The 26,769-nt window shown below is 72.6% G+C and carries 32 protein-coding genes; 11 read left to right on the top strand and 21 right to left on the bottom strand.

Features of this window, described 5'->3' with window-relative positions:
• The first annotated feature begins 110 nt into the window (after positions 1-110).
• A complete protein-coding gene (locus ACIPPM_RS25020; RefSeq protein WP_401451685.1) occupies positions 111-1,379 on the top strand; it encodes an MDR family MFS transporter in 1,269 nt (422 codons plus the stop codon).
• 1 nt (position 1,380) lies between these two features.
• On the opposite strand, the gene ACIPPM_RS25015 is transcribed toward ACIPPM_RS25020, so the two are convergent.
• Positions 1,381-1,806: a DUF2000 family protein gene (locus ACIPPM_RS25015; RefSeq protein WP_401451683.1), complete on the bottom strand. Its 426-nt coding sequence runs from the start codon at positions 1,804-1,806 to the stop codon at positions 1,381-1,383.
• On the opposite strand from ACIPPM_RS25015, the gene ACIPPM_RS25010 reads away from it, so the two are divergent.
• The gene (locus tag ACIPPM_RS25010; RefSeq protein WP_401451680.1) at positions 1,805-2,650 is read left to right on the top strand and encodes an AraC family transcriptional regulator; all 846 of its coding nucleotides are present in this window, start codon (positions 1,805-1,807) and stop codon (positions 2,648-2,650) included. The two genes, ACIPPM_RS25015 and ACIPPM_RS25010, sit on opposite strands and share 2 nt — an antisense overlap.
• Before the next feature lie 7 nt (positions 2,651-2,657).
• Here ACIPPM_RS25010 and ACIPPM_RS25005 read toward each other — a convergent pair whose 3' ends face one another.
• The gene (locus ACIPPM_RS25005; protein ID WP_401451677.1) at positions 2,658-3,161 is read right to left on the bottom strand and encodes a YbjN domain-containing protein; all 504 of its coding nucleotides are present in this window, start codon (positions 3,159-3,161) and stop codon (positions 2,658-2,660) included.
• Positions 3,154-4,491: a D-inositol-3-phosphate glycosyltransferase gene (mshA, locus tag ACIPPM_RS25000; protein WP_401451675.1), complete on the bottom strand. Its 1,338-nt coding sequence runs from the start codon at positions 4,489-4,491 to the stop codon at positions 3,154-3,156. The genes ACIPPM_RS25005 and mshA overlap by 8 nt, the downstream gene beginning before the upstream one ends.
• A 176-nt stretch (positions 4,492-4,667) precedes the next feature.
• Here mshA and ACIPPM_RS24995 point away from each other — a divergent pair, with 176 nt between their 5' ends.
• The 3 genes from ACIPPM_RS24995 (at position 4,668) to ACIPPM_RS24985 (ending at position 8,391) form a co-directional block, all read left to right on the top strand.
• Positions 4,668-5,477, top strand: a complete 810-nt coding sequence (locus ACIPPM_RS24995; RefSeq protein ID WP_401451672.1) for a class I SAM-dependent methyltransferase — start codon at positions 4,668-4,670, stop codon at positions 5,475-5,477.
• A gap of 229 nt (positions 5,478-5,706) precedes the next feature.
• Positions 5,707-6,843: an NlpC/P60 family protein gene (locus ACIPPM_RS24990; RefSeq protein WP_401451670.1), complete on the top strand. Its 1,137-nt coding sequence runs from the start codon at positions 5,707-5,709 to the stop codon at positions 6,841-6,843.
• Positions 6,844-7,098: 255 nt separating this feature from the next.
• Complete coding sequence (locus ACIPPM_RS24985) at positions 7,099-8,391, top strand: PP2C family protein-serine/threonine phosphatase (RefSeq protein WP_393594694.1); 1,293 nt, start codon at positions 7,099-7,101, stop codon at positions 8,389-8,391.
• 116 nt (positions 8,392-8,507) lie between these two features.
• On the opposite strand, the gene ACIPPM_RS24980 is transcribed toward ACIPPM_RS24985, so the two are convergent.
• From ACIPPM_RS24980 to ACIPPM_RS24965, 4 genes are all read right to left on the bottom strand, one after another.
• Complete coding sequence (locus ACIPPM_RS24980) at positions 8,508-8,801, bottom strand: DUF1330 domain-containing protein (protein ID WP_401451668.1); 294 nt, start codon at positions 8,799-8,801, stop codon at positions 8,508-8,510.
• A 231-nt stretch (positions 8,802-9,032) separates the two neighbouring features.
• Positions 9,033-9,392, bottom strand: a complete 360-nt coding sequence (locus tag ACIPPM_RS24975; RefSeq protein WP_401452471.1) for a DUF2516 family protein — start codon at positions 9,390-9,392, stop codon at positions 9,033-9,035.
• A gap of 115 nt (positions 9,393-9,507) precedes the next feature.
• On the bottom strand, positions 9,508-10,146 hold the full coding sequence (locus tag ACIPPM_RS24970; RefSeq protein WP_401451665.1) for a hypothetical protein: 639 nt from the start codon (positions 10,144-10,146) through the stop codon (positions 9,508-9,510).
• Between the two features lie 77 nt (positions 10,147-10,223).
• Positions 10,224-10,697 (bottom strand): helix-turn-helix domain-containing protein, encoded by a 474-nt coding sequence (locus ACIPPM_RS24965; RefSeq protein ID WP_401451662.1) that lies wholly within the window; start codon positions 10,695-10,697, stop codon positions 10,224-10,226.
• A 212-nt stretch (positions 10,698-10,909) separates the two neighbouring features.
• Between ACIPPM_RS24965 and ACIPPM_RS24960 the strand changes: the two genes are divergently transcribed.
• Positions 10,910-11,380 carry a DIP1984 family protein gene (locus ACIPPM_RS24960; RefSeq protein WP_401452469.1) on the top strand — a complete coding sequence of 157 codons (471 nt, stop codon included), beginning with the start codon at positions 10,910-10,912 and terminating at the stop codon, positions 11,378-11,380.
• 394 nt (positions 11,381-11,774) lie between these two features.
• Here ACIPPM_RS24960 and ACIPPM_RS24955 read toward each other — a convergent pair whose 3' ends face one another.
• Positions 11,775-12,611: a hypothetical protein gene (locus tag ACIPPM_RS24955; RefSeq protein WP_401451659.1), complete on the bottom strand. Its 837-nt coding sequence runs from the start codon at positions 12,609-12,611 to the stop codon at positions 11,775-11,777.
• Positions 12,612-12,732: 121 nt separating this feature from the next.
• Positions 12,733-13,326 (bottom strand): TetR/AcrR family transcriptional regulator, encoded by a 594-nt coding sequence (locus ACIPPM_RS24950; protein ID WP_401451656.1) that lies wholly within the window; start codon positions 13,324-13,326, stop codon positions 12,733-12,735.
• Between the two features lie 69 nt (positions 13,327-13,395).
• Here ACIPPM_RS24950 and ACIPPM_RS24945 point away from each other — a divergent pair, with 69 nt between their 5' ends.
• Both ACIPPM_RS24945 and ACIPPM_RS24940 read left to right on the top strand, forming a co-directional pair.
• Positions 13,396-13,797 (top strand): hypothetical protein, encoded by a 402-nt coding sequence (locus ACIPPM_RS24945; RefSeq protein WP_401451655.1) that lies wholly within the window; start codon positions 13,396-13,398, stop codon positions 13,795-13,797.
• Between the two features lie 213 nt (positions 13,798-14,010).
• On the top strand, positions 14,011-14,748 hold the full coding sequence (locus ACIPPM_RS24940) for a dienelactone hydrolase family protein (RefSeq protein WP_401451652.1): 738 nt from the start codon (positions 14,011-14,013) through the stop codon (positions 14,746-14,748).
• Positions 14,749-14,758: 10 nt separating this feature from the next.
• Here ACIPPM_RS24940 and ACIPPM_RS24935 read toward each other — a convergent pair whose 3' ends face one another.
• The 4 genes from ACIPPM_RS24935 to ACIPPM_RS24920 form a co-directional block, all read right to left on the bottom strand.
• Positions 14,759-15,775, bottom strand: a complete 1,017-nt coding sequence (locus ACIPPM_RS24935; protein WP_401451649.1) for a hypothetical protein — start codon at positions 15,773-15,775, stop codon at positions 14,759-14,761.
• A 254-nt stretch (positions 15,776-16,029) separates the two neighbouring features.
• A complete protein-coding gene (locus ACIPPM_RS24930; protein WP_401451647.1) occupies positions 16,030-16,443 on the bottom strand; it encodes a hypothetical protein in 414 nt (137 codons plus the stop codon).
• A complete protein-coding gene (locus tag ACIPPM_RS24925) occupies positions 16,430-17,020 on the bottom strand; it encodes a hypothetical protein (protein WP_401451645.1) in 591 nt (196 codons plus the stop codon). The genes ACIPPM_RS24930 and ACIPPM_RS24925 overlap by 14 nt, the downstream gene beginning before the upstream one ends.
• Entirely contained in the window at positions 17,017-17,616 is a 600-nt protein-coding gene (locus tag ACIPPM_RS24920; protein ID WP_401451642.1) for a TetR/AcrR family transcriptional regulator, read from the bottom strand. Before ACIPPM_RS24920 ends, ACIPPM_RS24925 begins: the two co-directional genes overlap by 4 nt.
• Before the next feature lie 121 nt (positions 17,617-17,737).
• On the opposite strand from ACIPPM_RS24920, the gene ACIPPM_RS24915 reads away from it, so the two are divergent.
• Positions 17,738-18,775 carry an aldo/keto reductase gene (locus tag ACIPPM_RS24915; RefSeq protein ID WP_401451639.1) on the top strand — a complete coding sequence of 346 codons (1,038 nt, stop codon included), beginning with the start codon at positions 17,738-17,740 and terminating at the stop codon, positions 18,773-18,775.
• A gap of 6 nt (positions 18,776-18,781) precedes the next feature.
• Here the strand turns inward: ACIPPM_RS24915 and ACIPPM_RS24910 are convergent, their stop codons facing one another.
• From ACIPPM_RS24910 to ACIPPM_RS24880, 7 genes are all read right to left on the bottom strand, one after another.
• Positions 18,782-19,276, bottom strand: coding sequence for an HAD domain-containing protein (locus ACIPPM_RS24910; protein WP_401451637.1), 495 nt, complete (start codon positions 19,274-19,276; stop codon positions 18,782-18,784).
• Between the two features lie 51 nt (positions 19,277-19,327).
• Entirely contained in the window at positions 19,328-20,290 is a 963-nt protein-coding gene (locus tag ACIPPM_RS24905) for an ATP/GTP-binding protein (RefSeq protein ID WP_401451635.1), read from the bottom strand.
• 63 nt (positions 20,291-20,353) lie between these two features.
• Positions 20,354-21,127: an HAD family hydrolase gene (locus ACIPPM_RS24900; RefSeq protein WP_401451633.1), complete on the bottom strand. Its 774-nt coding sequence runs from the start codon at positions 21,125-21,127 to the stop codon at positions 20,354-20,356.
• 126 nt (positions 21,128-21,253) lie between these two features.
• Positions 21,254-22,027 (bottom strand): HAD family hydrolase, encoded by a 774-nt coding sequence (locus ACIPPM_RS24895; protein WP_401451630.1) that lies wholly within the window; start codon positions 22,025-22,027, stop codon positions 21,254-21,256.
• The gene (locus ACIPPM_RS24890; protein WP_401451628.1) at positions 22,027-22,911 is read right to left on the bottom strand and encodes a winged helix-turn-helix domain-containing protein; all 885 of its coding nucleotides are present in this window, start codon (positions 22,909-22,911) and stop codon (positions 22,027-22,029) included. The genes ACIPPM_RS24895 and ACIPPM_RS24890 overlap by 1 nt, the downstream gene beginning before the upstream one ends.
• A gap of 245 nt (positions 22,912-23,156) precedes the next feature.
• Complete coding sequence (locus ACIPPM_RS24885) at positions 23,157-24,395, bottom strand: GNAT family N-acetyltransferase (protein WP_401451625.1); 1,239 nt, start codon at positions 24,393-24,395, stop codon at positions 23,157-23,159.
• 84 nt (positions 24,396-24,479) lie between these two features.
• Positions 24,480-25,070: an aerial mycelium formation protein gene (locus ACIPPM_RS24880; RefSeq protein ID WP_401451623.1), complete on the bottom strand. Its 591-nt coding sequence runs from the start codon at positions 25,068-25,070 to the stop codon at positions 24,480-24,482.
• A gap of 161 nt (positions 25,071-25,231) precedes the next feature.
• On the opposite strand from ACIPPM_RS24880, the gene dtd reads away from it, so the two are divergent.
• Positions 25,232-25,657, top strand: a complete 426-nt coding sequence (gene dtd, locus ACIPPM_RS24875) for a D-aminoacyl-tRNA deacylase (protein WP_401451621.1) — start codon at positions 25,232-25,234, stop codon at positions 25,655-25,657.
• On the opposite strand, the gene ACIPPM_RS24870 is transcribed toward dtd, so the two are convergent.
• Positions 25,654-26,121 (bottom strand): Lrp/AsnC family transcriptional regulator, encoded by a 468-nt coding sequence (locus tag ACIPPM_RS24870; protein WP_401451619.1) that lies wholly within the window; start codon positions 26,119-26,121, stop codon positions 25,654-25,656. The two genes, dtd and ACIPPM_RS24870, sit on opposite strands and share 4 nt — an antisense overlap.
• Positions 26,122-26,214: 93 nt before the next feature.
• Here ACIPPM_RS24870 and ACIPPM_RS24865 point away from each other — a divergent pair, with 93 nt between their 5' ends.
• Positions 26,215-26,688, top strand: coding sequence for a rhodanese-like domain-containing protein (locus tag ACIPPM_RS24865; RefSeq protein WP_401451617.1), 474 nt, complete (start codon positions 26,215-26,217; stop codon positions 26,686-26,688).
• The last annotated feature ends 81 nt before the right edge of the window (positions 26,689-26,769 follow it).

Here is a 26,769-nt window from a genome sequence, read left to right as displayed (position 1 = left end):
GTCGTCCGGCCGCCGACGGTTGACGGCTTCTGTTAATCCAGTGGCCTGCGGCGACCCCACCCCAGTAAGTTCCGAGTACCGCAAGCGCCACTTACCGGGGGGTCCCGCCCATGTCCACCGCCGTACCGGGCCGGCTGGTCGCCGCCGCCAGATCGTCCGTCTCGGGACTCCCCCGCGCCTTCTGGTGGCTGTGGGCCAGCACCCTCGTCAACCGGCTCGGCGCCTTCGTCGCCACCTTCATGGCGCTGTACCTCACCCTCGACCGCGGCTACTCGGCCTCCTACGCCGGTCTCGTCGCCGCCCTGCACGGCCTCGGCGGGGTCGTCTCCTCGCTCGGCGCCGGGGTGATGGCCGACCGGCTCGGCCGACGCCCCACCCTGCTGATCGCCCAGCTCGGCACCGCGTTCTCGGTCGCGCTGCTCGGCTTCATGCACGACCCGGTGGCCATCGCGGCCGTCGCCTTCCTCGTCGGCGCCGCCAACAACGCGTCCCGGCCCGCCGTACAGGCGATGATGGCCGACATCGTGCGCCCCGAGGACCGGGTACGGGCGTTCTCACTGAACTACTGGGCGCTCAACCTCGGCTTCGCGGTCTCGTCCGTCGCCGCCGGTTTCATCGCCGAGTTCAGCTATCTGGCCGGGTTCCTCATCGAGGCCGGGATGACGCTGGTCTGCGCGGTCCTGGTCTTCCTCAAGCTCCCCGAGTCCCGCCCCGCGCCCGCCGCCAAGGAGGCCGGGGAGCCGGAGATCGGCCTGGGTACGGTGCTGCGCGACCGGCGCTACATGGCGGTCGTCGGCCTGTCCTTCCTCGTCGCCCTCCTCTTCATGCAGGGCTCGGTCGGCCTGCCGGTCGCCATGGGCCAGGCCGGGTTCTCCCCCGCCGACTACGGCACCGCCATCGCCGTCAACGGCGTCCTGATCGTCGCCCTCCAGATCCCGGTCACCCGCTTCATCGAGCACCGCGACCCGCGCCGCCTGCTGGTGATCTCCTCGCTGCTCGCGGGCTACGGCTTCGGGCTCACCGCCTTCGCCGGGTCGGTCGGGGTCTTCGCGGTCACCGTCTGCGTGTGGACCCTCGCCGAGATCGTCAACGCGCCGACCCAGACCGGCCTCGTGGTCCGCCTCTCCCCCGTCCACGGCCGCGGCCGCTACCAGGGCGTCTACAGCCTGTCCTGGTCCGTCGCCGCCCTGGTCGCCCCGCTGATGTCCGGCGCGGTCATCGACCACCTGGGCGCCGCGTGGCTCTGGGGCGCGTGCGCGGTCATCGGCACGGTGGCGGGCCTGGGGTACGCGCTGCTGATGCGGGGGCTGCCGGCGGAGGCCGCGGAGATCACCGCTCCCGCGGCCCCGGCCCACCCCGCCGTGGAGAAGGCCGCCTGACCTACGGGTGCATCCTGGCCCCCTTCACCACCTTGTCCACCCCGCCCTTCGGGCCGTACACCGCCAGGCCGACCAGATCCAGGTCGGCGGTGGGTACGGCCCGTACGGCCGCCCGGTTGTCGGTGTCGTTGCCGGTGGCGAAGAGGTCGGCGGTGAACACCGCGCGGGGCAGCACCCGGTTCAGGGCACGGGTGTGGGCCGCCCGCAGCACCTCCTTCGTGGCCTCGAAGACCAGCACCGGCTGGCGGAACATCGGCAGGTAGGCGACCCCGTCGGCATCCTCGTACGGGGCGCCGATCACCTCGGGCACCTGACTGCCCAGGCCGCTGACCAGGAACGATGTGACATTGAGGCGCTGCCAGGGCGCGAGGTCGTCCCGGAGGAGCACGGCGATCTTGGTGTCGAAACGCAGGGGCTGTTCGTCCATGCCCCGAGACTGCCGACCACTGCCCCGCCGGGTCTTGTACGTTTCTTGCGTGGCCGCTGACCAGCCGGAAGTCTCCGCGTGGCGCCCCTCGGTACCGGGTGTCGTGGAGGTCTTCCACGCCCGGTTCACCGAGTACGCGTACCCGATGCACGTGCACGACGCCTGGACGCTGCTGATCGTGGACGACGGCGCCGTACGGTACGACCTCGACCGGCACGAGCACGGCACCCCGCGCGACACCGTCACCCTGCTGCCCCCGCACGTCCCGCACAACGGCTCCCCCGCCACCCCGCACGGCTTCCGCAAGCGGGTGCTGTACCTGGACGGCAGCAGGCTGAGCCACGATCTGATCGGCTCCGCCGTCGACCAGCCCGACCTGCGGGACCCTGAACTGCGCAAGCACGTGGGTCAGTTGCACCGGGCGCTCGCCCGCCCCGGCGACGAACTCGCCGCGGAAAGCGGGCTCGTGCTCGTCGGTGAGCGCCTGCGGGACCACCTCCGTCGCCGCGAACCCGAACCTCCGCGTCCCGACCCGGTGTTGGCGCGCCGACTGCGTGAACTCCTCGACGAGCACCTCACCGACGGCCTCGCCCTGGCCGACGCGGCCGCACTGCTGCACGCCCATCCCGCCCACCTGGTACGGGCGTTCAGCGCCGCGTACGGCATCGCCCCACACCGCTACCTGACCTCGCGAAGAGTCGGCAGGGCCCGGCGGCTGCTGCTGGACGGGGTGCCGCCGGGTGAGGTGGCGGTGGCGGCCGGGTTCTACGACCAGGCCCATCTGACCCGGCACTTCAAGAAGTTGGTCGGAGTCACACCGGGCCGCTACCGCAACGGCGCCTGAACGAGGCTCAGTCGCGGTCGAGCAGGTGCGTGAACGCGTCCAGGTTGCGGGTGGACTCGCCGCGCGAGACCCGCCAGGCGTGCTCGCGGCGGATCGCGGAGGCGTAGCCCAGTTCCAGCAGGGTGTTGAAGGCGCCGTCGGCCGCTTCGAGGATCTGACCGAGCAGGCGGTCGACCTCCTCGGGGGTGACGGCGGCGAGCGGGACGCGGGCGGTCACGTAGACGTCGCCGTGCGTGTCGATCGCGTAACTCACGCCGTACAGCTTGAGGTTGCGTTCCAGCAGCCAGCGGTGGACGCCCGCCTCGTTCTCGTCGGGGTGCCGGATGACGAAGGCGTTGACGGAGAGGGTGTGGCGGCCCACCAGCAGCGAGGCGGTGGTGGAGAGCTTGGCGGTGCCGGGGAGGGTGACCACGTAGGAGCCCGGTCCGGGGTTCTCCCACTCCAGCTCGGCGTCCTTCAGCGCGTCCTCGACGGTGCGCGCGGCCCGTTCCGTCGCCTCGGTGTCAGCCATGCTGCGAGCGTACGCGACGGCGGTGGGACTGGGTGGCGGCCGCGTACGCGTCGGCGGTGGCGGCGGCGGAGGCGTCCCAGCCGAAGCCGAGGGCGTGCCGCGCGGCGGCGGCGCCCATGCGGTCGGGCAGGCCGGGGTCGTCGGCGAAGCGGCGCAGCACGCGGGCGTAGTCGGCGGGGTCGTGGCCCTGGACGAGGAAGCCGGTCTCGCCGTCGCGCACGGCCACCGGCAGCCCGCCGACCGAAGCGGCGAGCACCGGCGTGCCGGCCGCCTGCGCCTCGATGGCGACCAGCCCGAAGGACTCGTTGTAGGACGGCATGACCAGCACGGACGCGGCCCGGAACCAGTCCGCGAGCTGCTCCTGCCCGACCGGGGGCCGGAACCGCACGACGTCCGCGATGCCGAGCCGCGCGGCGAGCTTCTGCAGGCCCTCCGGCTTGGCGAGACCGCTCCCGCTGGGCCCGCCGACGACGGGGACGACGAGCCGGCGGCGCAGCTCGGGGCGCTCGTCCAGCAGATGGGCCACGGCGTGCAGCAGCACGTCGGGGGCCTTGAGGGGCTGTATGCGGCCCGCGAAGAGCGGTATCAGCGCGTCCTGCGGCAGGCCGAGGCGGGCGCGGGCGGCGGCCCGGCCGTCCAGGGGGCGGAAGCGGTCCAGGTTGACGCCGGGGTGGACGACGGCGACCTTGGCGGGGTCGGCGTCGTAGTGCCGGACCAGCTCCGCGGCCTCCTCGGCGGTGTTGGCGATGAGGCGGCGGGCGGCGGAGACGATCTGGGTCTCGCCGATGACGCGGGCGGCGGGCTCGGGGGTGTCGCCGGTGGCCAGGCTGGCGTTCTTGACCTTGGCCATGGTGTGCATGGCGTGCACCAGGGGGACGCCCCAGCGCTGGGCGGCGAGCCAGCCGACGTGGCCGGAGAGCCAGTAGTGGGAGTGCACGAGGTCGTAGTAGCCGGGGCGGTGACCGGCCCACGCCTGCATCACGCCGTGGGTGAAGGCGCAGAGCTGGGCGGGCAGCTCCTCCTTGGCCAGTCCCTCGTAGGGGCCCGCGTCGATGTGCCGGACGAGGACGCCGGGGGCGAGCTGGACGGTGGGGGCGAGGTCTCCGGCGGTGGCCCGGGTGAAGATCTCGACCTCGATGTTGATCGCGGCCAGCCGCTGGGCCAGCTCCACGATGTAGACGTTCATCCCGCCCGCGTCGCCGGTGCCGGGCTGGTGGAGCGGTGAGGTGTGCACGGAGAGCATGGCGACCCGGCGGGGCCTGCGGTGCAGCCGCAGCCGCGGGGGCGTCGCCGGGGAGCGGCGCCCGAGCCTGCTGACGTACTGGCTCACTGGGCTTCCTCCTCGCTGCGGCCCGCCTGCCGGAGGACCGTCCGAGTCCTCCGAGGGGTGCAACAGCGGTGGGGGTTCTTCCCATTTCCCGATCAAGCGGTTTTACCCAATCATGACCTGCGTTCGCTCAACCGTTCGGACGGGGGTCACCGTCCCGCCCGCTTACCCTCGTAGACATGGCAACCCGCGCGACGTCCCGCCCGGTGGGCACGGTGACGCGCGGGACGACCAACCCCAACCGACTGCGCCGCATGGACCGCTGGATCGCCGCCACGCACGGCGCCGAACTGCGGCGCGCGGCCGACCCGCTGGCCATCGACCTCGGGTACGGGGCCGCCCCCTGGACCGCCGTCGAACTGCTCGGCAGGCTCCGTACCGCCGCCCCGCACGCGCGCGTGGTCGGCGTCGAGATCGAACCGGAGCGGGTCGCGGCGGCGAAACCGTACGAGCGCGACGGGCTCGCCTTCCGGCACGGCGGCTTCGAGATCCCGGTACCCGGCCGCCCGCTGCTGATCCGGGCCGCCAATGTGCTGCGCCAGTACGAAGAGGAGCAGGTCGCCGCCGTCTGGCGGGGGCTGTGCGCGCGACTGGCCCCGGCGGGCGCGGGGTCGCGCGGCGGGCTGCTGGTGGAGGGCACCTGCGACGAGATCGGACGGCGGCACGTCTGGGTGGCGCTCGGTCCGGAGGGGCCGCGCACGGTGACCTTCGCGACCCGGCTCGGCTCGCTGGAGCGCCCCTCCGACCTGGCCGAACGGCTGCCGAAGGCGCTGATCCACCGCAATGTGCCGGGCGAGCCGGTGCACGCCTTCCTGCGCGACTTCGACCGCGCCTGGGCCGCCGCCGCGCCCTACGCGGCCTACGGCGCCCGCCAGCGCTGGCTGCGCACGGTCCGGGACCTCACGGCCGACTGGCCGGTGACGGACGGGCCCGCCCGCTGGCGGCAGGGAGAAGTGACGCTGACCTGGGAGGCGTTGGCACCCCGCTGACGCCTGTTCACCTGTTCGAGGGAATCGCGGGGAGTTCGGAATCTCGGGGGAACGATCTCCGGGTCCGGTTCGTCAGACGGGCGGGAAGATCGCGGGAGGGGCGCGGGGAGGCGTCGGGGGCCGGGGAAGTACGACTTCGTACGACCTCTGTCACTTCGCGCGGGATCGTGGCACGATCCTGCGGACGGACCGTAAGTTACTGACGGTAAATCAGCTTGGGGGGACTGTTATGGGTAGGGGCAAGCGCGGGCTGCTCGCCGCCGCCGTGACCGTGGTCTGCGCGGTGACCGTACTGGCGGTGCCGGGCACGGCGTTCGCGTCGGTAACGGCCGGACCCGCCGACCCCTCCGCGACACCCTCCGCGAGCGCGACCCCCGCGCCCACTCCCGCGCCGGCCCCGGTTCCCGACGCCGAACTGGAGAAGGTCCGCGCCCGGCTCGACGGCCTGTACCACGACGCGGCCGTCGCCACCGACGCCTACAACGCGGCCGAGGAGAAGACGCGGAAGCAGTCCGTCCAGCTCGCCCGGCTGGAGAAGCGGACCGACGCGGCCCGCACCAAGCTGGCCGAGCTGAAGAACCAGGCGGGGGCCGCCGCCCGCGCCCAGTACCGGGACAGCGGACTGCCGCCCATGGCGCACTTCTTGCTCAGCGACGACCCGGAGCACTTCGCGGACGGCGCCGGAACCCTGCTGAACGGGGCGCGGGCCACCAAGAAGCTGATCGCCGAGACCGACCGCGTCGAGCGGCAGCTGAAGCGGGACACCGACGACGCGGCCGCCCGCTGGACGAAGCTTGAGCAGGACCGCAAGGACAAGGCCGCCGCCCAGAAGACCGTCCAGGAGCGGATCGCGGACGCCGAGAAGCTCGAGTCCCGGCTGGAGAAGAAGGAGAAGGAGCGGCTGGCCGAGCTGGAACGGCAGGCCGCCCGCAAGGCACAGGCCGCCTGGCTGGACACCGGCGTCCTGAAGAAGGCGGCCGACGCCGCGAAGGCAACCTCCACCGCCACCGCCACCTCCGCCGGGGCCAAGGCGGTCGCCTTCGCCACCGCCCAGCTCGGCAAGCCGTACGTCTGGGGGGCCGAGGGCCCCGACTCCTTCGACTGCTCCGGCCTGACCTCCCAGGCGTGGGCCGACGCGGGCACCCCGATCCCGCGCACCTCGCAGGAGCAGTGGAAGCAGCTTCCGCACGTGGACGTGACGGAGATGCGCCCCGGCGACCTCGTCATCTACTTCGCGGACGCCACCCACGTCGGGATGTACGTGGGCGACGGCAAGATAATCCACGCCCCGCGACCGGGCCGCACGGTCACCATCACGGGCGCGGGCACCATGCCGATCCTGGGGGTCGTACGCCCGGACGCGTGACCGGCGCCACACATCGCCGCGCCCTGTGACCAACGGCACGCGGGCGGGGCGGAACCAAGTGAGCTTCGTCATCCCGGGCCCCCCGCCGCGGCGCCCAACTGCGGTACGGAGCACGGCATATGACAGCGGACTACGCGTTCCGGACGCGGGCCGCCCCATTCCGTCCGGGTGGCCGGTACCGCTAGGGTCACCGGTCGGCGGCCCGAGGACCCTCGACGCCGCCGTGCCCTCGGGGGGAGGGAAGGAAACCAGGACATGCCCGTACCCGTACCGCGGCAGAGAGCAGTCCCGGCCGCCGAGTGCGGTCCGGCGCAGGTCTCGGCCGTAGCCCTCACCGAAGAGGCGCACCGCGACACCGCCGCCCTCGGCGCGGCGCTCACCGTGCTGCTCGTCGAGGACGACCCGTCCGGCGCGCTGGTCCCCGAGCTGCGGGACTCGGCCGGCCGGCCGATCCGCGTGCGTACCGCCCGCAACCTCACCGAGGCCGGACGGCTGCTCACCCCCGAGGTGCAGTGCATCCTGCTCGACCTCGCCCTCCCGGCCGCCGGTCGTACCGACACCGAGGACGGCGACGAGCTGGCCGTGCTCCGCCAGGTGCTGGAGCTGGCCCCGCGGCACGCCGTGATCGCGCTGACCGCTTCCGGCGACGCCGAGCGCGGCGCCGAGGCCGTGCGGGTGGGCGCCCAGGACTATCTCTTCCGCGACGAGCTGGACAGCAGGCTGCTCAGCCGCGCCATCCGGTACGCGGTGGAGCGCAAGCGTTCCGACACCGCCGAGCGGCGGCTGGCGGAGGGCAGGCTGCGCGCGCAGGAGAACCGGCGCCTGGAGCGCGGGCTGCTGCCGACGCCGCTGCTGGAGGGCGCCGCGCTGCGGTTCGCCGCGCGCTACCGCCCCGGCCGCTCCCGCGCGCTGCTCGGCGGCGACTTCTACGACGCCGTCCGCACCCCCGACGGCACCGTGCACGCCATGATCGGCGACGTCTGCGGCCACGGCCCGGACGAGGCCGCGCTCGGCGTGGAGCTGCGCATCGCCTGGCGGGCGCTGACCCTGGCCGGGCTGTGCGGGGACGATCTGCTGGGCACGCTGCAGGAGGTGCTGGAGCACGAGCGCTCGGACGACGAGATCTTCGCGACCCTCTGCACGGTGGACATCGCCCCCGACGGCCGCCGCGCGGGCCTCTGCCTGGCCGGGCACCCCGCCCCGCTGCTGATCCGCCCCGGCGCGACCCCGGTCCCCCGGCTGCTCCCCTTCGACAACAACGGCCCCGCCCTCGGCCTCCTCCCGGGCGCCCGCTGGCCCCGCACCCAGGTGGAGCTGGGCGCCGAGTGGAGCCTCATGCTCTACACCGACGGCCTCATCGAGGGCCGCACCTCCCCCGGCGGCCCCCGCCTCGGGCAGGACGGCATGGTCGACATGATCCACCGCCAGCTCTCCGAGGGCCTGCGCGGCGAGGAACTGCTCCGCGCCGCCGTCAGCGAGGTCCGCCACCTGAACGGCGACGAGCTGACGGACGACGTGGCCGTGGTCCTGCTGGACCGGGTGGCGTAGGGAGCTGCCACGAGGGGACGGGCATCGTCCGAGCCGGACGCGGCAGCACGATCGCCGACGGCCCGTCCTCGGGGCTCCCGGCAGAGTCCTTCCGTGAAGATCCGACCGGACCTCGGTCAGTCGGTGCCTTCGACGATGCGGAAGTCGCGCTCGACGCCGTCGGAGAGGGCGGCCAGCGCCTCCTGGTAGGCCGCGCTCTCGTGCGCCGCGACGGCCTGCTCGAAGCTGTCGAACTCGATCAGGACGGTGCGCTCGGCGATCCCGGCGTCATGCGCCACGGTCCGACCGCCACGGACGAGGACCCGGCCACCCCCGGCCGCGACGGCCGGACCGGCCAGCTCGTTGTACGCGGCCAGCTTCTCGGGGTCGGAAATGGTGCGGTAGGCGCTGACCCAGTAGCCCTTGGGCATGGAACCTCCAGTGTCGGGATGACCGCGGCCGACTCACGGGATGGGCGTCGGCGGGCGAGAGGTGGCCGGGCCGATGCTGGCATCGCGGCCGAGGAGCCGCCGACGCCGAAGCCGAGCACGCCCATCGCCGCGAACAGTTCGGCCAGGTCCGGCCGGTCCGCCGCGAACAGCGCGAACCCGCCGCCGACCCCGGTGGTCCGCCGGGGCCGTCCCGCTGAACCGGCGGAGCTCTCAGCGGCCGCCGTTGTACGGGCCGTACGGGCCGTCGCTGCTGCTGCCGCCCCGGCCCTTGCCGCGGCCCCAGCCGCCTCGGTTGCCGCCGGTGAGCGCCTTGACGGCGGGGCGGACGTCGACGAGGTAGACGATGCTGGCGACGGCGCCCGCGATCGGCAGGATGGACAGGATCGAGAAGAGGTAGCTGACCACGAGGGCGATGCCCAGGATGACCAGCCAGAAGATCTTGTTCTGCTTACCGGCCGCGCGGAACGCGTCCTCACGCCGGATGGCCGCGTCGAACAGCCCGAAGGCGGCCAGTGCCATGAGGACGATCTTCAGGAGTCCCATGAACCCCTCGAAGCCCAGCATCAGCATGTTGCCCACCGCTCCTTGCTTTTCGGGGCCTTCTGGTTCGCTGCCGTCACGCTACCCGGAGAACGGGCCGGGCACCCTGATGGTGCCCGGCCCGTACCTCTTCCGCCGTCCGCCGTCACTTGGCCGGAGGGGTCGGCTTCTTCGTCTGCGGAGCCTTGCGGGCGGCGGCCGGGGCCGGAGCCGGGGTCGGCTTCTTCGCCACGGGCTTCTTGGCGGCCGGGTCGGGCTTGGCGACGGCCGGACCGGCGGCGGGCGCGGCGGCGGCAGGCTTCGGGGTCTCCTTGACCACGCCCGGCTCGGGCTGGCCCTCGACCGCGATGGCGAGCTCCTCGATCTCCTCGGCGGCGTCGCCGCGCCAGGTCTTCACGGCCTGCTCGCCGTGCTCGGCGACCTTCTCGTACGCCTCACGCGCCTTGACGGCGTACTCGGCGGCCACGCCGACACCGCGCAGGGCGAGATCCTGGGCCTGCTCGCCGACCTTCTTCAGGTCGACGTCGAGGTTGCCGATGAGGCCGTTGACCTTGGTCTGGATGGTCTCCTGCGCCTCCTTGGCGCGGGCGGTGGCCCGCTCCTGGACGACCTTGGGGTCGGTGCCGCGGACCTGCTCGATCCGGGCCGGGGCCTGGGCGCGGAGCTGCTCGACCAGCGAGGGCACCTTGCGGACCTGCCGGATGGCGAGATCGGCGGTACCGGCGGCGAAGTAGAGCGGAGTCGGGTCGCTGAGGGTCTTGCGCAGGTCGTCGGTGATGGCCATGGTGAAAGTCCTCCCGGATTCGCGTTCGGCTGAGGTTGGTGTGGTCCGCGTGCGGTGGCCGGAGCCCTGGTCCGGCTTCATCCGGCCGTCCGGCGCGGACCGGCATCACTGCCGTCGTCCGTGCGGGTGCCGCTCACGGGGGTGTCGCTCGGCTGCGCTTCCGTACCCACGGGCTCCTCGGGTCGTACGGGGCCTTCGCCACCGAGTCCGTTCTCCTTGCGGAAGGACTCGTAGATCTGGAGCAGGACCTGCTTCTGCCGTTCGTTGAGCGAGGGGTCGGCGAGGATGACGGCGCGCGTCTCCACCTCGTCCCGGTCCCGCTCGGCGTCGAGGATTCCCGCGCGGACGTACAGCGTCTCGGCGGAGATCCGCAGCGCCTTGGCGACCTGCTGCAGCACCTCCGCGCTGGGCTTGCGCAGCCCGCGCTCGATCTGGCTCAGGTACGGATTGGACACCCCGGCGGCGTCGGCGAGCTGCCGCAGCGACAGTTGGGCGTTGCGCCGCTGCTCGCGCAGATACTCACCGAGATTGCCGACGTTGAGCGATGCCATGCCTCCACCATGCCCACCCTCGCTAACTTTTGCAAGCACCCGCTTGCAAAAGTTTTGTGCCGGGGGTGTGACGGCACCTCGCTCGACCCCGGGTCACTGTCCGCTCTCGTTCCAGTGGCTGGTCAGAGCCCCTGTGGAGCAAAATCCAAGTGCGTATGAGCTGGTTCGCACTCGTATACTCGTGCGAGCTCATGGAGGGGGAGGTGCAGACAGTGAAGCTTGCTGAGGCACTGGCAGAACGTGCGGAAGCGACGCGCCGTGTAGAACAGTTGCGAGCGCGCGTCGTCAGCAGTGCGCGGTACCAGGAGGGGGAGACGCCCGCCGAGGATGCCGCCCAGTTGCTGGCTGAGGCCGATGAGGTGCTGAGCGCTCTGGAAACGTTGATCCGGCGGATCAACCGGACCAATGCCACCGTGGAGATGCGTCCCGACGGGACGCTCACCGATGCTCTCGCACGCCGGGACGTCCTGCGGTTGCGTCACTCCGTGGTCACCGCGGCGGCGGACGCTGCGGCGGGTAGCGGCGAGCGGGGATACGGCCGACAGCTCCGGTCCGAGCTGGTGATGCTTTCCGCGCTTCCGGTCGCGGAACTGCGCGGTCAGGCGGATGTTCTCGCGCGGGAGATCCGCGAGGTCGATGTGCGGATCCAGCGTACGAACTGGGAGGTGGATCTGCTGGACTGAGTGGTCCAGCAGACGGGGACGATGTGGAGCAGGTAGCTGCTTCGGAGGCGTGCACACACCGAGGGCCGGCGGTTTTCCAGCCCACTCCTGGCGCGTGAAGAGCAACGCGGGGTTCAACTCCCCATCAACAGTGCAGCTCAGCATGGCGTACAGGTAAAGGTGCACATCACACAGCACATCACCACGTGCAGATCCGAAGCGGTGAGGGCGGGTTCGGGGCTTTCCACATCGCAACACCATGGAGGCCGCAGTCGTCATCCACGCGGGTGAGTGGTCCATACGCCTCCATGGCGCTCACCTCTGATGAAGCGCTGGTCCTGTCGGACTGGCGGGAGCGAGTGCAGATGACGGACCTCAGCCGTCTCGTCGACGACGAGACGGTCCGGGCGCCCATTCATACCGGACCGGTCGTCCGGGTCGAGCGGGGTCGGGTGCGTAGAGCCGGCAGCCGGGCGCAGTCGTCCGCTCCGGCCAGGCTCTCGCCCAGGGTCAGGAGCGAGAGGAGCCGCACCGGCCGGCCGGCTTCGGCAGCAGCCTCCAGCTTGTGGTGGCCGTCGAGGAGGAAGTGGGTCAGGCCCCAGTGTCGGTAATGGTCGATCGGCATCCCGACGGCGGGCTCGCACACGTCCAGCGTGGAGACCGCCACCGCCGTGGGGACTGTTCCCCGCTCCATGAGCGCGACGTACTCCTCGACACGCTCTCTCTCGTTCCACGTCGGAGGGACCATGGGCACGACGAACTCGTAGAGGTGGGCATCCGCGTCGACGGATGTCTCGAAGGTCCGGTAGTACGGGGTGTGCGGGTACTCCGGGAGACCCCAGAACTGATCGACCCCCCACGTCGTGACCTGTTCGCCGCTGAAGTAGTCGCCTTCCTGGCCGGGGACGACCAGCCGGGGTTCCACGCTCAGAAGCAACGGAAGGTACTCGCCCTCCGGCAGCAACGCACCGAACGCCTCGATCACGCCGCCGTCGTCCGGATCGTCCAGCGCCCCGGCGAGCCTTTCCTGCACGCTCTCCAGGGACAGCTTCTCCTTCGCGCCCGCCAAGCGGCGGAACAGCAACGGGCACGTTCCGCAGTAGAAGCTGAGCTCGAAGGCAGGTTCGTCGTCGACCATGAGCAAGCGGCGCCGCGGCCCGCCGCCGATCTCCTGCAGTTCCGTCCCGAAGTGCAACCGCGCCTCGGAGGCAGGGCGGCCGAGGCTGCGCACATCGCCCGATCTGATCATCATGGGCCGACCGTATGTGACGCCGCGTACCGGCCCCACCGATCCGCCCGGGCCGGCGCCCGAGCGGATCGGGTGGCGGGCGGCGCTGGCGGGACACAGCGTCCAGCCCGGTGAAGACGTGTCGTCACCAGCCTGCCGCCAGAGCGCGGGCCGCGTCCGCGAAGTACTGCTCGTCGGCCTCCGGGGCGAGGGCGAGGGTGACGCCCTGGGTGAGGCCGACGAGGAGGGCGCGGAGCGCGGTGACCAGGCGGCGGGCCTGATCCGGCGTCACCACGCCTCCGCCATGGGCCCGCCCGGCGAACAGCGCGGCCAGCTGCTCCTCCTGCGACCGTACGGACGCCGCGAGCCGGGCTCCCAGGTCGGGGTCGTGCAGGGCCATGTCCAGTGCGGTGACCTGGAGCGACAGGACGGCCCGGGCGTCGGGGGCGTCGCAGCTCCGACGGGAGTGCCGGGCGAAGGCTTCGACCGCGTCCAGCAGATCCAGTTCGGCCGGGACCGCCTGCTCGAGTTCCTCGTAGTACGGCCGCAGGTAGTCGGTGACGAGGGCCAGCACCAGGCCGCTCTTGCTGCCGAACAGCGAGTAGACGGCGCCGGTGGTCAGGCCCGCCTGTGCGGCGACCTCATCGAGCCTGGCCAGCTGGCCGCGCCGGGCGACGACCTGGAACGCGGCGTCCAACAGGGCACGGCGATTTCGCTCCTTGGCTTCCGCTCTCGTCATTCTCATAGTTTGATTATTGCCATAATCTCGTTACGGAATCGACAGGACGAGCTCCGAGGGGGACCACTCATGGCCCAGGCCGTGGCACCGCGCGTGAACCGCCGGACAGTGGGGGCCATCGCCGATGGCGCCTTCAAGGTGGTGCTGGCCCTCGCCTGTTTGGCGGGCGCCGCCCCGCTCGGCCGACTGCTCGGCACGTCGACCTGGCTGATGGCCGTCGCGGGCGTGGTCCTGCTGGTCGGCGGTGTCGTCGAGATCGGCTACACCCGCAGCCGGTCGATGCGCACGTACACGCGGCTCATGATCGCCTACGACAGCGGCTGGGTCCTGACGGCGCTGATCGGCGCCCTGATCGCGTGGCGGGGCGGCAGCGCCGGGGGTGAGGTCTGGATCGGGTACCAGGCGGTCGCGCCGCTCGTGTTCGCCGTACTGCTGATCGTTGCCAAGCCCGCCCGGACCGCCTCGGATTGAGCGCGTCGGCTCACATCCCGTCGGCTAGGCTGTGCGGCCATGTATACCGGGACGGCCTCGCGCCACACACGGATCGGTGACCCGGTGCTCTCCTGAGCGCCGTACGGGCCGGTTCGGGTCCGCCGTACGGCCGGGGCTGTCGCGCTGCCGCGCGGGCTCCGCCTCCGTCGTGTCGATCACAGCTTCCACGCATCGACCACGACAGGAGAACTCATGCCCACCAAGACACTGCGGGTCCCCACCGCGGACGGCCACGCCGACGCCTTCGCCGCCTTCCCCGACCGCGGCGGGCGGCACCCCGGGGTGCTGATGTACGCGGACGGCTTCGGCATCCGGCCCGTGCTGCGGGAGATGGCCCGCGAACTGGCCGGGCACGGCTACTACGTGCTCGTCCCCAACTCCTTCTACCGGCACGGCCCGGCGCCGCTGATCGAGCTTCCCGAGCACATCGGCGAAGAGGTCCGGCCCGCGGTGTTCGCCCGGCTGATGCCCCTGATCGAGGCGCACACCGCCGAGCGTGTCCGCAGGGACGCCGACGCCTACCTGCGGTTCCTCACCGCCCAGCCCGAGGTCGGCGCCGGGCCGGTCGCGGTGACCGGGTACTGCATAGGCGGCCTCTACGCGATGCGCACCGCCGCGGCCCACCCCGACCGGGTGGCGGCCGTCGCCGCGTTCCACGGCCCCGTGGGGGTCGACGGCCCCGGCCTCTTCGCCGAGATCACCGCACGGGTCCATCTCGGCCACGCCGAGGGCGACTTGACGCCGGAGGCGCTCGCCGAGCTCAACCAGGCCCTGGACGCGGCCGGTGTCGAGCACACCTCCGAGATCTACCCCGGCACCACCCACGGCTTCACCATGTCCGACACCGACGCGTTCAACGCCGCCGGGCTGGAGCGCCACTGGGAGCGCCTGCTCCCCCTGCTGGACCGCACCCTGAAGGCTTCCAGGTAGGCCGCGACGACTATGCGAACGTCACCCGCACCGCGACCACGCCCCCCGCCGCGTCCAGGTCCGCCGCCACCGGGAAGTAGCCGTCTCCGCATGTCGTCATCGCGCAGAGCACGCGGGCCGGGCCGAGGTCCAGCGTGCCGGAGTCGAGTTCCGAGGCGCGCAGGCCGCGCATGATCTGCCAGTGGTGGGAGTGGGGGCGGAAGTCCACCATCAGGCGGCGGCCGGTCTCCTGGGCCCAGGCCCGCACCGCGCGGGTCTTGTCCACGGCCTCCGCCACGGGCAGCCCGGCCCAGCCACAGACCCCGGGCTCGCCCGGTTCGCCCAGCTCGGGGGCGGCGAAGGCCGCCGCTGCCTCGTCGGCGGCGGCGCCCCAGAAGGCGACGTCGGCCAGACCGTCCACCGGCTCGTCGTGCTCCCAGGCGTTCAGGGCGTCGACGTCGCCGAAGAGCAGGCGGGCCCAGTCGACGCCGACGTGGCCCAGCGGTACGGAGCTGACCGCAGGAGCCTCGCTCGTACGGACCGTCAGCTCCGTCCAGCTCGGCTCGCTCCCGGTCCGGGTGGCCAGTACCGGCAGCGGGCGGTCGCGGGGCAGCCCGCCCACCGCGACGACGGGCACCCCGAACATCAGGAAGCTCCCGCCGCCCTCGGCCGCGGTACGGCGGGCGCGGTGGGCGTGGGGTTCACGGCTGGGCAGCGGCTCCAAACGGGCGTCCAGACCGCCGACTTGGCAGTGTTCGTCGAACAGCCGCGTGAAGTGCGGCACTTGGGACGCCGGGATGTCGTGGAGCAGGGCACCCGGCTGCCGGTCGAAGCTCCGGGCGGCGGCCGTGGCGTCCGGGCCGACCACGGCGAAGTCGACCGAGCGGCGCACCTCTTCGGCCATCTCCGCGTCCTCGATGCCGAGCAGCACGGGGTCGATCTCGACCGGCGACCGCTCCCCGCTCCACAGCCCCAGATGGCCGCCGTCGACGACGACCAGGGTGCCGGAGGGGCAGCTGATCTCGCCCAGCTCGAAGATTGTTTCCATGGCGCGCGAGTCTACGGCCGCCCTTCCGGCCGGGACGCAGCGCCCGGGCGTGCGGGGAGTTCGCCACGGCCGTCGGGGAGGACGTCACCGTGGACGCCGAGTCGTGGGCGGGCACCCGCTACGCCGACAAGAGCTACACGCCCTGGGAGACCCCGGACGGCATCACCGTCTCCATCGTGGGCATGAATGATCGGGGTACGAATTCGTCCCCTCCGGCTGAGCGGGCCCACCCTCCGCGGGTCGCACACCGGGCGTCACCCGCTGATCTCCAGGAACTCCCGGAGGCTGCTCGCCAGCAGGTCGAACCGGGCTGTCACGGACGGACTCGTGGCCTGCCAGACCCGGCCGGAGCCGGACAGGGCGCAGGCGTGGCCGTCGGCTGTCGCGGCGAAGACCAGGGCCGGTTCCTCGCCCGGGATCTCGATCTCGCCATGCTCGCGGAAGAGGGCGGCGACGGTCGCGGGCGGATGGACGGAGCGGCCGTCGGGGAGGCGGACCTCGGCCAGCACCCAGTACAGCGTGGTCAGGTCCGACGGGATCGGGGTGAGGTCCACGAGGGCGTCCGCCGCCCGGTGGCTCGCGTCCGTCGCCGGGACGACGGTGCCCCCTCCCCGCTCGCACCAGGCCCGCAGCCACGCCGCGTCGAGCCGCCCCTCAGTCACGCCCACGCCCGCCCCCGGTCCACAGCGCCAGGTCGCTGCTCGTGGCGACCGCGAGGGTCCGGCCCGTCGGGGAGAAGCCCGCGGTACGGAACTCGGAGTACGTGGAGTGGAAGATGTGCCACCACGTCTCGCCGGGCGGCCCGGAGTTGATGCCGCCGTCCGCGGAGAGGAGGACGCGGTGATGGGGCCAGTCCGGGGAGGCCACGCGCACCGTCCAGCCGGTGCCCGAGCCGCTGTGCAGGCCGCCGCCGAAGAGGCCCGCGATACGGATCGGGACACCCGCGACCGGGCCGAGGCCGGGGCAGCTGAGGTCGGGGGACAGGTCGGGGGTGTCCGTCTCGGGGTCCGGGTCGTAGTCGCGGGCGAGCCGCTCGCCGGTGACCGCGTCGATGAGGCCGTGCCCGCTGGTGGACACCACCATCACCAGGTCGTGCCCGGTCTCCGGGTGCACGGCGAAGCCGATGCCGAGCAGCCCGCCCACCGGGATCAGCCCGTCCCCCACCGGCCGCCACGGCGGCGGCACCGGCAGCACGGGCGCCGCCAGACAGCGGTCCCGCAGCGCCTGCTGGTACTCCGAGATCACGAGCCCTCCCCCGCGCCCGCGCCCCCGCTCCCGTACCGCAGGCCGTCCATCAGCAACCCCAGCATGCGCGTCGTGTGGCCGTCGTCGTCCTGAGCCGGGAGCGTCAGGTTGGCGACGACGCGCAGGAGGTCGTCGGGGGCGATGTCGGCGCGGATACGGCCCGCCTTCACCGCCGTGCCGAGGAGGCCCTCCAGGGCGGGGACCAGGCGGAGCTGGAAGTACGCCGGGAGGCTGTCGTACGCCGGGTCGCCGGAGTGCAGGGCGGCGCTGAGGCCGCGCTTGGTGGCGATGAAGTGGGTGAAACGGAGCAGCCACCGGCGCACGGCCTCGACGGGGTCCTGGTCGGCGGCCAGCTCGGCCGCGGCGTCGGCGCAGGCGTCGACCTCGTGCCGGAAGACGGCGGCGATCAGGTCGGAGCGCTGCGGGAAGTGCCGGTAGAGGGTGCCCGCGCCGACCCCCGCCCGCGCGGTGATCTGGCGTACGGGCGCGTCCACGCCGGACTCGGCGAACACCTCGGCGGCGGCCGTGAGCAGCGTGTCGACGCTGCGCCGCGCGTCGGCCCGCAGCCGGGGGCGGGACGGCTCGGCGTCGGTCATGCCAGACCTCCACTTGCTAACCGGAACAGCGTTCCGTATCGTTCTTCCCGGAACACCGTTCCGTTTTCGTGAGCGTAACGCGCCGCGGCGGGCCCTGGCCACCGCGGATGGGAGGAGACTCATGAAGTACCGCACGCTGGGCCGCACCGGAATGAAGGTCAGCCCCTACTGCCTGGGCGCGATGATGTTCGGCGCCGTCGGCAACCCCGACCACGACGACTCCGTACGCATGATCCACAAGGCGCTGGACGCCGGGATCAACTTCATCGACACCGCCGACATGTACTCGTACGGGGAGTCGGAGGGCATCGTCGGCAAGGCGCTGAAGGGGCGGCGGGACTCCGTCGTGCTGGCCACCAAGGCGCGGCTGCCCATGAACGCCGACGGGGTGGACCCCAACATGCAGGGCGCGTCCCGGCGTTGGCTGACCCGGGCGCTGGACGACTCGCTGCGCAGGCTCGGCACCGACCACGTCGACCTCTACCAGATCCACCGCCCCGACGCGGACACCGACATCGAGGAGACCCTCTCCGCCCTCACCGACCTGGTGCGCGCGGGCAAGGTCCGCGCGATCGGCACCTCCGGCTACCCCGCCTCCGACATCGTCGAGGCGCAGTGGGTCGCCGAACACCACCGGCTCCAGCGCTTCCGCACCGAACAGCCGACGTATTCGCTGCTCAACCGGGGTATCGAGCGCGAGGTGCTGCCGGTGTGCGAGCGGTACGGCATGGGCACGCTGATCTACAGCCCGCTGGCCGGGGGCATGCTCACCGGGCGCTACCGCAAGGACCAGGCCCCCGACACCCACCGCTCCACCTACGGCTTCCGGTATCTGCGCGACGAGCGGCGCCTGGACACCGTGGAGCGGCTGATCCCGGTCGCCGAGGAGGCCGGTGTCTCGCTGACCCACCTCGCGCTGGCCTTCGTGATCAGCCACCCCGGCGTCACCTCCGCGATCATCGGCCCGCGCACGATGGAACAGCTCGACGACCTCCTCGCGGGCGACAAGGTCACCCTGAGCGACGAGATCCTGGACCGTATCGACGCGGTGGTCCCGCCCGGTACGGACGTCGGCGCCCTCGACATGGAGTACGCGCCGCCCGCGATCACCGAGTCGCACCTGCGGCGCCGGTGGGCCGGGGAGCGGTCGGCCGCCTGAGCGCGGTCAGTCCGGCGCCTGCCTGTCCAGCCACTCCCGCAGGGTGCGGAAGTCCGCCTCGGTCAGCCCGTAGTCGTGGTCCACGCGGTGCAGCAGGGCCGGAGCGGGGTGGTGGACGGCGACGTACGCCCGGTCGGCCTCGGTGATCTCGTCGTCGATCCAGACGAACGGGCGGCCCGCCGCGAACTCGACCAGCGGGCGCGTCTTCCAGTGGATCAGCGCGGGCGGCTCGTCCTCGTCCGGCCAGGGCACCACCGGCAGCGGCGGCAGGCCCAGCCAGGGCGCGAGCACCTCGTTGGCGTCGTCCATCCAGGTCGACGCCCACACCAGCTCACAGCCCAGCGCCGTCAGCCGCGCCCCGAGCCCCGGATCGACCCGGTCGAGCAGCGGATGCCCTCCCCCGCCCGGCGGCAGACCGGCGCGCCGCTCGAACACCTGGTACGCGGCGTCGGGGGCGCCGAAGGGGATGAGCGGGCCGTCGATGTCGAGGAAGAGCAGCATCACCCCTCAGCATCGGGCATGGAGGGCGGCTTCGCCCGGAGGACGCCGCGCTCAGCCCTCCTGCCGCCGGGGCGCGGGCACCCGGCCGTTCGGCGGCGGCGGCTCCACGGTCAGCGGGCGCGCCAGCTCCCAGTACATGTCGAACATGGTCCGGTAGCCGATGACCATCTCCCGCGCCAGCGTGCCCGCGTCCCGGTGCCACCGGATCATCGGCATCCGGTTGCCGATCAGGTCGAACAGCCGGCCCTCCTCCTCGTCGTACTCGTTGGGCCGCAGCTCGAACTTGTCATAGGTCCCGTGGATCGCCTGCTCGTCGTTGAGGAGGTACAGCTTGGCCTCCGGCGTGTGGTGCAGGACCCTGAACTCCACCGTCAGGGTCCCCTGATGGTTGGAGCGCATGCGGCTGCGCATCTCCCCCAGGTCACCGGCGTACTCGGAGACCTTGGCCAGCAGCCTGGCGCGGAATCCCGGCGAGTCCTCCAGCGTGCCGTCCGCCCGCACCCGCCCGGGGACGCTGACCGGCTGGGTGAAGTCCGGCACGAGCACCCTGACCTTCACCTCGCGCCGCGAGTCGACCGGGAGCCCGCCCAGCATCCGCTTGAGCGGGTGGACGAAATTCTCCGCGGTGAACGCCATGGTGGCCAGCTCCACGCGGTGGCCCGACCACAGGACCCCGCGCAGTTCCGCGGCGATGCCGTCGGGGTCGAAGCGCAGGTCGGCGGCCGGGTTCTGGCGCCGCAGGCTGTCGACCGCGGCCACCATGCGCTCCGTGGCCTGCCGCTGCAGTTCGTGCGCCGAGTTCAGCCGCTGGACCTCGCTGTAGAGCGCGTAGCCCACCAGGCTCAGCAGGGCCCCTCCGATGTACGCCTTGCCTTCGAGGGCGTCCCCGACCGGCTTGACGAACTGGGCGACGAGCCCGACGGCGAAGACCGTGAGCAGCGAAACCCTGGTCACCGTCCCCTCGGCCCGGGCCCAGCCGTTCGCCACCCGGTCGCGCAACGTGGAGTCCGCCACCATTTCCCCCTCGGCACCGATGAGTTGACGCTCTGCAGCTCATGGTGCCGTCAGCGGGTGCGGTCAGGAAGAGGACGGACCGTCCACAGCTGCCCGGTCCCGCGCCGCGCCCGGCTCCGCCCCGGACGCGGCGCGCAGGAGCAGGGATTCGTAGGAGGCGATGACGATCTTCGCGCCCGCGTCGCGGAGCAGTTTGCGTTTGTCGTGGCTGCGGCCGTATCCGATGAAGGCGACCCCGGCCTCCTCGGCGGCGGCGAAGTCGGCGGGCGTGTCCCCGATCATCACCGCGTCGCCCGCCGGGAGACCGAGACCGCGCAGGGCCCGGCGCAGGACATCGGGATGCGGCTTCATCAGGCCGGGATCGGCACCCCGGCCGTGAATGGCCTCGAAACAGCCGCGCAGGTCATGGCGCCGGAGGTACCGGTCGGCGGCGTCGGCCGCGTTGTTCGTGACGACGGCCAGCCGGACGCCCCGGCCGGACAGCCACCGCACCAGCCGGTCCGCCCCCGCGGTGGGAAGCGCCGCGGACACGGCGGCGAGCTCGCCCTCGGTCAGCCGCGCGTCCAGCCGCCGCACCAGATCACCGAGTCGCGGCACCCGGTGGATGGCCCGCAGCACCATGTACGGGTCCTTGTCGGTGCGTTCCGCCGCGGACAGGGCCTGGATGGCCCCGTCGTCGGCGAGGGTCCGCCGCAGATCCGCGGCCACGGCCATGGACGTGCCGAAGGGGAACAGGCGGCAGAGCGGGCCGTCGAAGTCGAACAGCACGCAGGTCGCGCCGGGACCGTCCACCAGCAGCTCCCAGGCGTCCCGGGAGCCGTCACGCTCGTCATCCATGCCGTTCCGTCCGCTCGTCCGCCCGACACCGCTGCGCGCCGGGCTCGGCCACCGCAGCAGGGGACAAAGCATAGTGGGAGCGGACAGACCGGCCCTGCGGAACGCCGCCCGCCCGCTCGCGCCGTGTCAGCCCGTCGGGCGCCGGAGCGCCGTCAGCAAGGGCTGCAGCGAGGTGAGGACCGTGTCGGCGCCGGCGGCCCGGAGCCGCTCGGCCGTGCGCTCGCCGCCCGCGTAGCCGAGGAAGCGGACCCCGGCCCGCTCGGCGGCGACCACATCGGTGGCCGCGCCCCCGATCATCAGGGCGGAGCCGGGGGGTGCGTCCAGCGCGTCGAGGGCCCGGTCGAGGCAGTGCGGGTCGGGCTTGAGGCGGCGCACGTCGGCGGTGCGGCCGTAGATGTGGGGGGCGAAGCAGCCGGTCAGGCCCCGGCCCGCGAGGTAGGCGCGGACCACGTGGGGGGAGTTGTCGGTGGTGATGGCCAGGCGGGAGCCCACCGCGGTCCAGGTCCGGATCAGCGGGTCGGCGTACGCGGTCGGCAGGGCGGATGCGGCGGCCAGCAGCTCGTCCTGGGTGAGGCGTTCCTCCAGCTCGGCCACGAGCTCGCTGCCGGGATGGCGGCGGTCCACCGCGCGCAGCACCACCTGGGGGTCCAGCGTGTCCCGCTCGTCCTCGCTGAGCAGACCGTGCAGCCCGCGCCCGGCCAGCCACTCCACCAGCCCGGCCGCGACCCGCTCGGCGCGGTGCCGGGCGAAGAGCCGGCAGATCGGGCCGTCGAAGTCCCAGAGCACGACCCTCGCGCCGATCAGTTCCCGAAGCTTCTCGGTCTCGTAGGCGGTCTTCTTCTCAACCGTTTCGGTCGCTACCGGTTCATCCGGTGTCGTCTCCGTCGTCTCAGAAGTCACTAGGAGAGTGTCAGGTCCGTGGTGATGGTTTCCCAGAGGGCGTCGAACCACTTCTGCGACTGTTCCACGAAGGAGGCGTCACGTTGGCCCGACCGCCTCTCGAAGGAGAACAGCATGGACTCCGAACCGAGGGTGTCGAACATCTCCAGGGTGCCGGTGTCGGTGGGCTCCTCGCGCCGGGTGACCATGTAGTACGCGTACAGCGCCTCCGCGCCGTTGAGCAGGTACAGCTTGACCGGCGGGGTGAACGGCAGGGCGCGGAAGGCGACATGGACGTCGATGTCGTGCGTGGCGCGCAGCGCGTCGAGGTTGTACTGCAGGACCTGCCCCTGGGCGTTGCGCATCGCCAGCCAGCGCCGGTGCACCGGGTCGGCGTCGTCGCCCGCCGGGTCCACCGGGACCGGGAAGGCGAGGCTGATGTCGCGCGAGGGCAGCAGGACGCGTACGTCGACGCGCTCGGGGCGGTCCCGGCCCTCGTGGATGCGGCGCAGCGGCTCGGCGAGGGCGAGCATCAGGTTCTCCGCGGTCAGGCAGACGGCGTCGACCCGGACGTGGGACGCGGTGAACGCCTCGGCGAGCCGGGGGGCCAGGGCGACCATCGTGGGCCGGGGGGCGTCCTGCGCGGGGGCGGGCTCCGCTACGCGCGGCGGGCTGCCCTTGGTGACATCAGTGAGCAGACCCTCGTCGCGCAGTGCCCGCAGGGCCCCACGCACGGCACCGCGCTCCACACCGAACTCGGCTGCCAGATCGGCCTGAGTGGGCATCAGCTGCCCCGCCCGGAGCGCGCCGGTCCGGATGCGCTCGCGCAGTACCTCGGCGATGTCCGCGACCGTCAGTCTCCTGTCGTTCACGCCGACTCCTTCCGAGACCTCGGCCGTGCGCATGCCCCAAGGGCATCACGACCAGTTGCCGGAATATCGTGAATTCACGTCATCTTCCATTATCTGATGAGGAGTTGGCTCGATACCGCTCCCGGACGCCCTTGTTTCCGCGTACGTTGGTCAGCCCACTCGGCTGGGAAGACTCCCGGTGGCGGGAGTGCACAGTCACAACTGAACACACGCACAGCCACAACCGAATACCGGCACATCAGCACGGCACGCCGCGGACGGGCGACCGACGATCGCGGTCAGAAGGAGTCCGGGCACCAAGGCCGCCCGGACGTGCGGAACAGGGCGTCGGCCACCCGGGCGGCGCCCTCCCGCTCCTCCTGGACCCGGCCGAGCGCCGCCAGCCGGGTCAGCGAGCCGTCCCCGAGCCACACCGTGGCCAGCTCGGCCACCGGCAGCGTCAGCTCGGCGGACGCGCCGCCCGCCGGGGTGCACGAAGCCCCCTCGGGCGACACCTCCAGCCGGTACCGTCCGCCCGCCGTGCCGTCCTCGTCCAGCACCTCGAGCACCAGCGACCCGGACCGCTCGTAGGTCCGCGCCTCCAGCGCCCGCCGGACGTCCAGCAGCCGCAGCCACAGCCAGTCCGTGTACGTCTCGACGCGGGCCGCGCGCACGTCGGGCAGCAGGAAGGGCAGCAGGGAGTCGGGCGCCCGCCAGCCACTCTTGACGTGGGCGATCCAGTCGATCGAGCACAGGTAGCGCCACAGCGCGGCCTCGGCCGCCGGGGTCGCGGCCGTCAGCCAGTCCACCTTGGCCGCGTTCTCCGGCTGCTGCCCCTCCCACTTGGCCTCGCAGCGGTACGCCACCAGGCCCTCGACCTCGCCGGAGGCGGACCGGTACACCGCGTAGAACGGCTCGGTCCAGTCCCGGCCGAAGCGGGCCACCCCGGTACGGGCGTCCCACCACAGCTCGTCCCGCCCGATCGCGCCCGGCGTCACCGCGCGCACCCGCTCGGACAGCTTCGGGCCCAGCGCGCGCACCTCGGCGCCGTCCACCAGGTCGATCCGGGCACCGTCCGCCGGGCCCGCCCAGCGCGGGTCGAGCCCCGAACGGCCGACGTCCACGCTCCAGTTGGTCGCCCAGGTGGCGGGGCCGAAGCCGAGACGACCGTAGATCGGGTACTCGGCGGCGATCAGCGTGGCGATCACGTCCCCGCGCTCCCGCGCGGCCGCCAGGTCCTCGCGCATCATGCGCGTGAGCAGACCGCGGCGGCGGTGCGTCGGGGAGACGGTGACGTTGGAGATCGCGTTGGACGGAACGTACGCGCCGCCGACCGCGGTGACCTCCTGCGCGAAGGAGCGGAAGGTGCCCACGCAGCGGCCGCCGTCGAAGGCGCCGAGCAGGCGGCCCGGCTCGAACTGCCGCAGCCTCGCGGCACGTTGCTCCTCAGTGAGCACCGGGTCCTGGAGGAAACCGGTGTCCAGGGCGCGGTGCCAGTTGTCGAACTCGTCCTCGCCCGCGGGGCGTACGTCGATCATGGGGCCACGGTAGGCGGGGGACCCGCCAGGTGTCGCGCGCATTTCCCGCGCCCCGGCATCCGGCTCCATCCGCGGCCCCGCCGCTCAGGCCAGCAGGTCGTCCACCTGTGCCTCGCCCGCCCGGTACCGGCGCGCGATCTCGTCCCCGCAGTCGTCGGTGGTGCGCTGGAGGCCCTGGCGGCGGTGCGAGATCTCCTGCTCGTACTGGGTCAACCGGCCCATCGCGTCACCCAGTTCGGTGTCCGTGCGGGCGGTCAGGTCGGACAGCTCGACCTCGGCGAGCATCTCCGCCGCGAGTTTGCCGTACTCCTCGCTGTACGGGGTGCCCAGCGTGACATGGCGGGCGGAGGAACGGTGGCGGGCCGGGCCGTCGGCGAGGATCTCCGACAGCCGCTCCACCACGGACCCGTCCACCGGCACCGGCAGCCGGGCCCCGCCGCGCCGGGTCAGTTCGGCGCGCAGGATGTCGATCCGGCCCTGGAGGAGGCGCCGGACATAGCTCAGGTCGGCCTCGTCGCGCTGGGCGTCCCGGCGCAGCGCGCGCAGTTCGGGCAGGCTCAGCGGGGCCAGTACGGACGGCCGGGGCTCTTCGGGCAGTGGACCGGGCGGCGGGCTGTCGGCGCGCTGTGCGGGCGGCCTATGTGTGACCGGACCACTGGTGCTCGGTGTGCTCATGTGCGGTGGACCGTCCCCTCGACCGGCGTGTGGGAGCATCGTGCCACCCCCGGTGGCCGCTATGTGACCGACTGCCCCCGAACGGCCCTGGATGGGGGGGTATTGATCGGTTGCGGGCCCCCTGTACGGGCGCGCGCCCGGCGCACGGCATGATGGGGCGCATGCGTGCGGTGGTGCAACGGGTGGACGGCGCGAGCGTCGTCGTGGACGGCGAGACGGTGGGCGCGATCGAGGGCGAGGGCCTGTGCGTCCTGGTCGGCGTGACCCACGAGGACACCAAGGAGAAGGCGGCCCAACTGGCCCGCAAACTCTGGTCGGTGCGGATGCTCACCGACGAGAGGTCGTGCAGCGACATCGACGCCCCGCTGCTGGTCATCAGCCAGTTCACCCTCTACGGCGACGCCCGCAAGGGCCGCCGCCCCACCTGGAACGCGGCCGCCCCCGGCGCGGTCGCCGAGCCACTGGTGGACGAGGTCGTCGCCCAGCTCCGCGCCCTCGGCGCCACGGTCGCCACGGGCCGCTTCGGCGCCCAGATGCGGGTCTCCCTGGTGAACGACGGCCCCTTCACGATCCTGGTCGAGGTCTAGCCGGGCCCCTGTGCCACCACCGCCGTCACCGAGCGTCCCGGCAGCGGGCTGGAGTAGACGACGCTCGTGGTGACCGAGCCGAGGCCCGCGATACGCCCGGTGACCCGCTCCAGGTCGCGCATCGAACGGGCGACGACCTTCAGCACGAAGCAGTCCTCGCCCGTCACATGGTGGGCCTCCACCACCTCGGGCGTGCTGTCCAGCAGGTCGTGGAACGGCTTGTAGTTGCCGGTGGGGTAGCGCAGTCGGACGAAGGCGAGGATGTCCAGGCCGAGCGCCTCCGGGCTGACGACGGCCGAGTAGCCGGTGACGACCCCGCTCTCCTCCAGCCGCCGCACCCGCTCCGTCACCGCGCTCGGCGACATGGCGACCGCGCGGGCCAACTCGGCGTAGCTGGCGCGTCCGTTGCCCTGGAGGGCACTCAGGATGCGTATGTCGGTGAGATCGAGGGAATCGGCGGTCATGGCCGAGAGATACCACGGATCACCCGGCGGCGTGCGGGAAAGGCCGTGGATCATCGGTTCTCCGCGACGGACCCCGGCCATAGCGTCTACGGCATGACAGTCACCGAGATCAGCCCCGCCCTGCGGATGCCCCCGGCCGGCCCCGCCGAGGCAGCCGCCTTCTTCGCCGCCCGCCTCACCTTCCAGGCCGACGTCTCCGACGTGCACGCCTCGCTGGAGTCCGGCGCGCCCGGCTTCGTCCTGCTCGACTCCCGCGGCCCGGAGGCATGGGCCCACAGGCGCATTCCCGGCGCGCTGCACCTGCCGACCGCCGAGATCCCGGAGCGGGCGGCTGCCGTCCTGGACCCCGCGACTCCCGTCATCACCTACTGCTGGGGCCCGGCCTGCGACGGCGCCACCCGCGCGGCCCTGGCGCTCGCCCGACTCGGCTACCGGGTCAAGGAGATGATCGGCGGCATGGAGTACTGGACGCGTGAGGGCTTCTCCGTCGAAACCCCGACCGGCACCACCCGCCGCACCCCGGACCCCCTAGTGGCCCCGCCACACGCGGCCCACTGCGCCTGTTAGCACCCAGGCGTACGCCCCGAGCCCGAGCGCGGTGCGCGCCAGGGCGTCGAGCCGCGCCTCTCGGCATTTGCAGGGTGAGCC

The organism is Streptomyces sp. NPDC090119 (genome assembly GCF_044747085.1).
GTDB lineage: Bacteria > Actinomycetota > Actinomycetes > Streptomycetales > Streptomycetaceae > Streptomyces.
The sequence above is the reverse complement of the archived record's forward strand: the minus strand, read 5'-3'. Positions and strand labels throughout refer to the sequence as shown.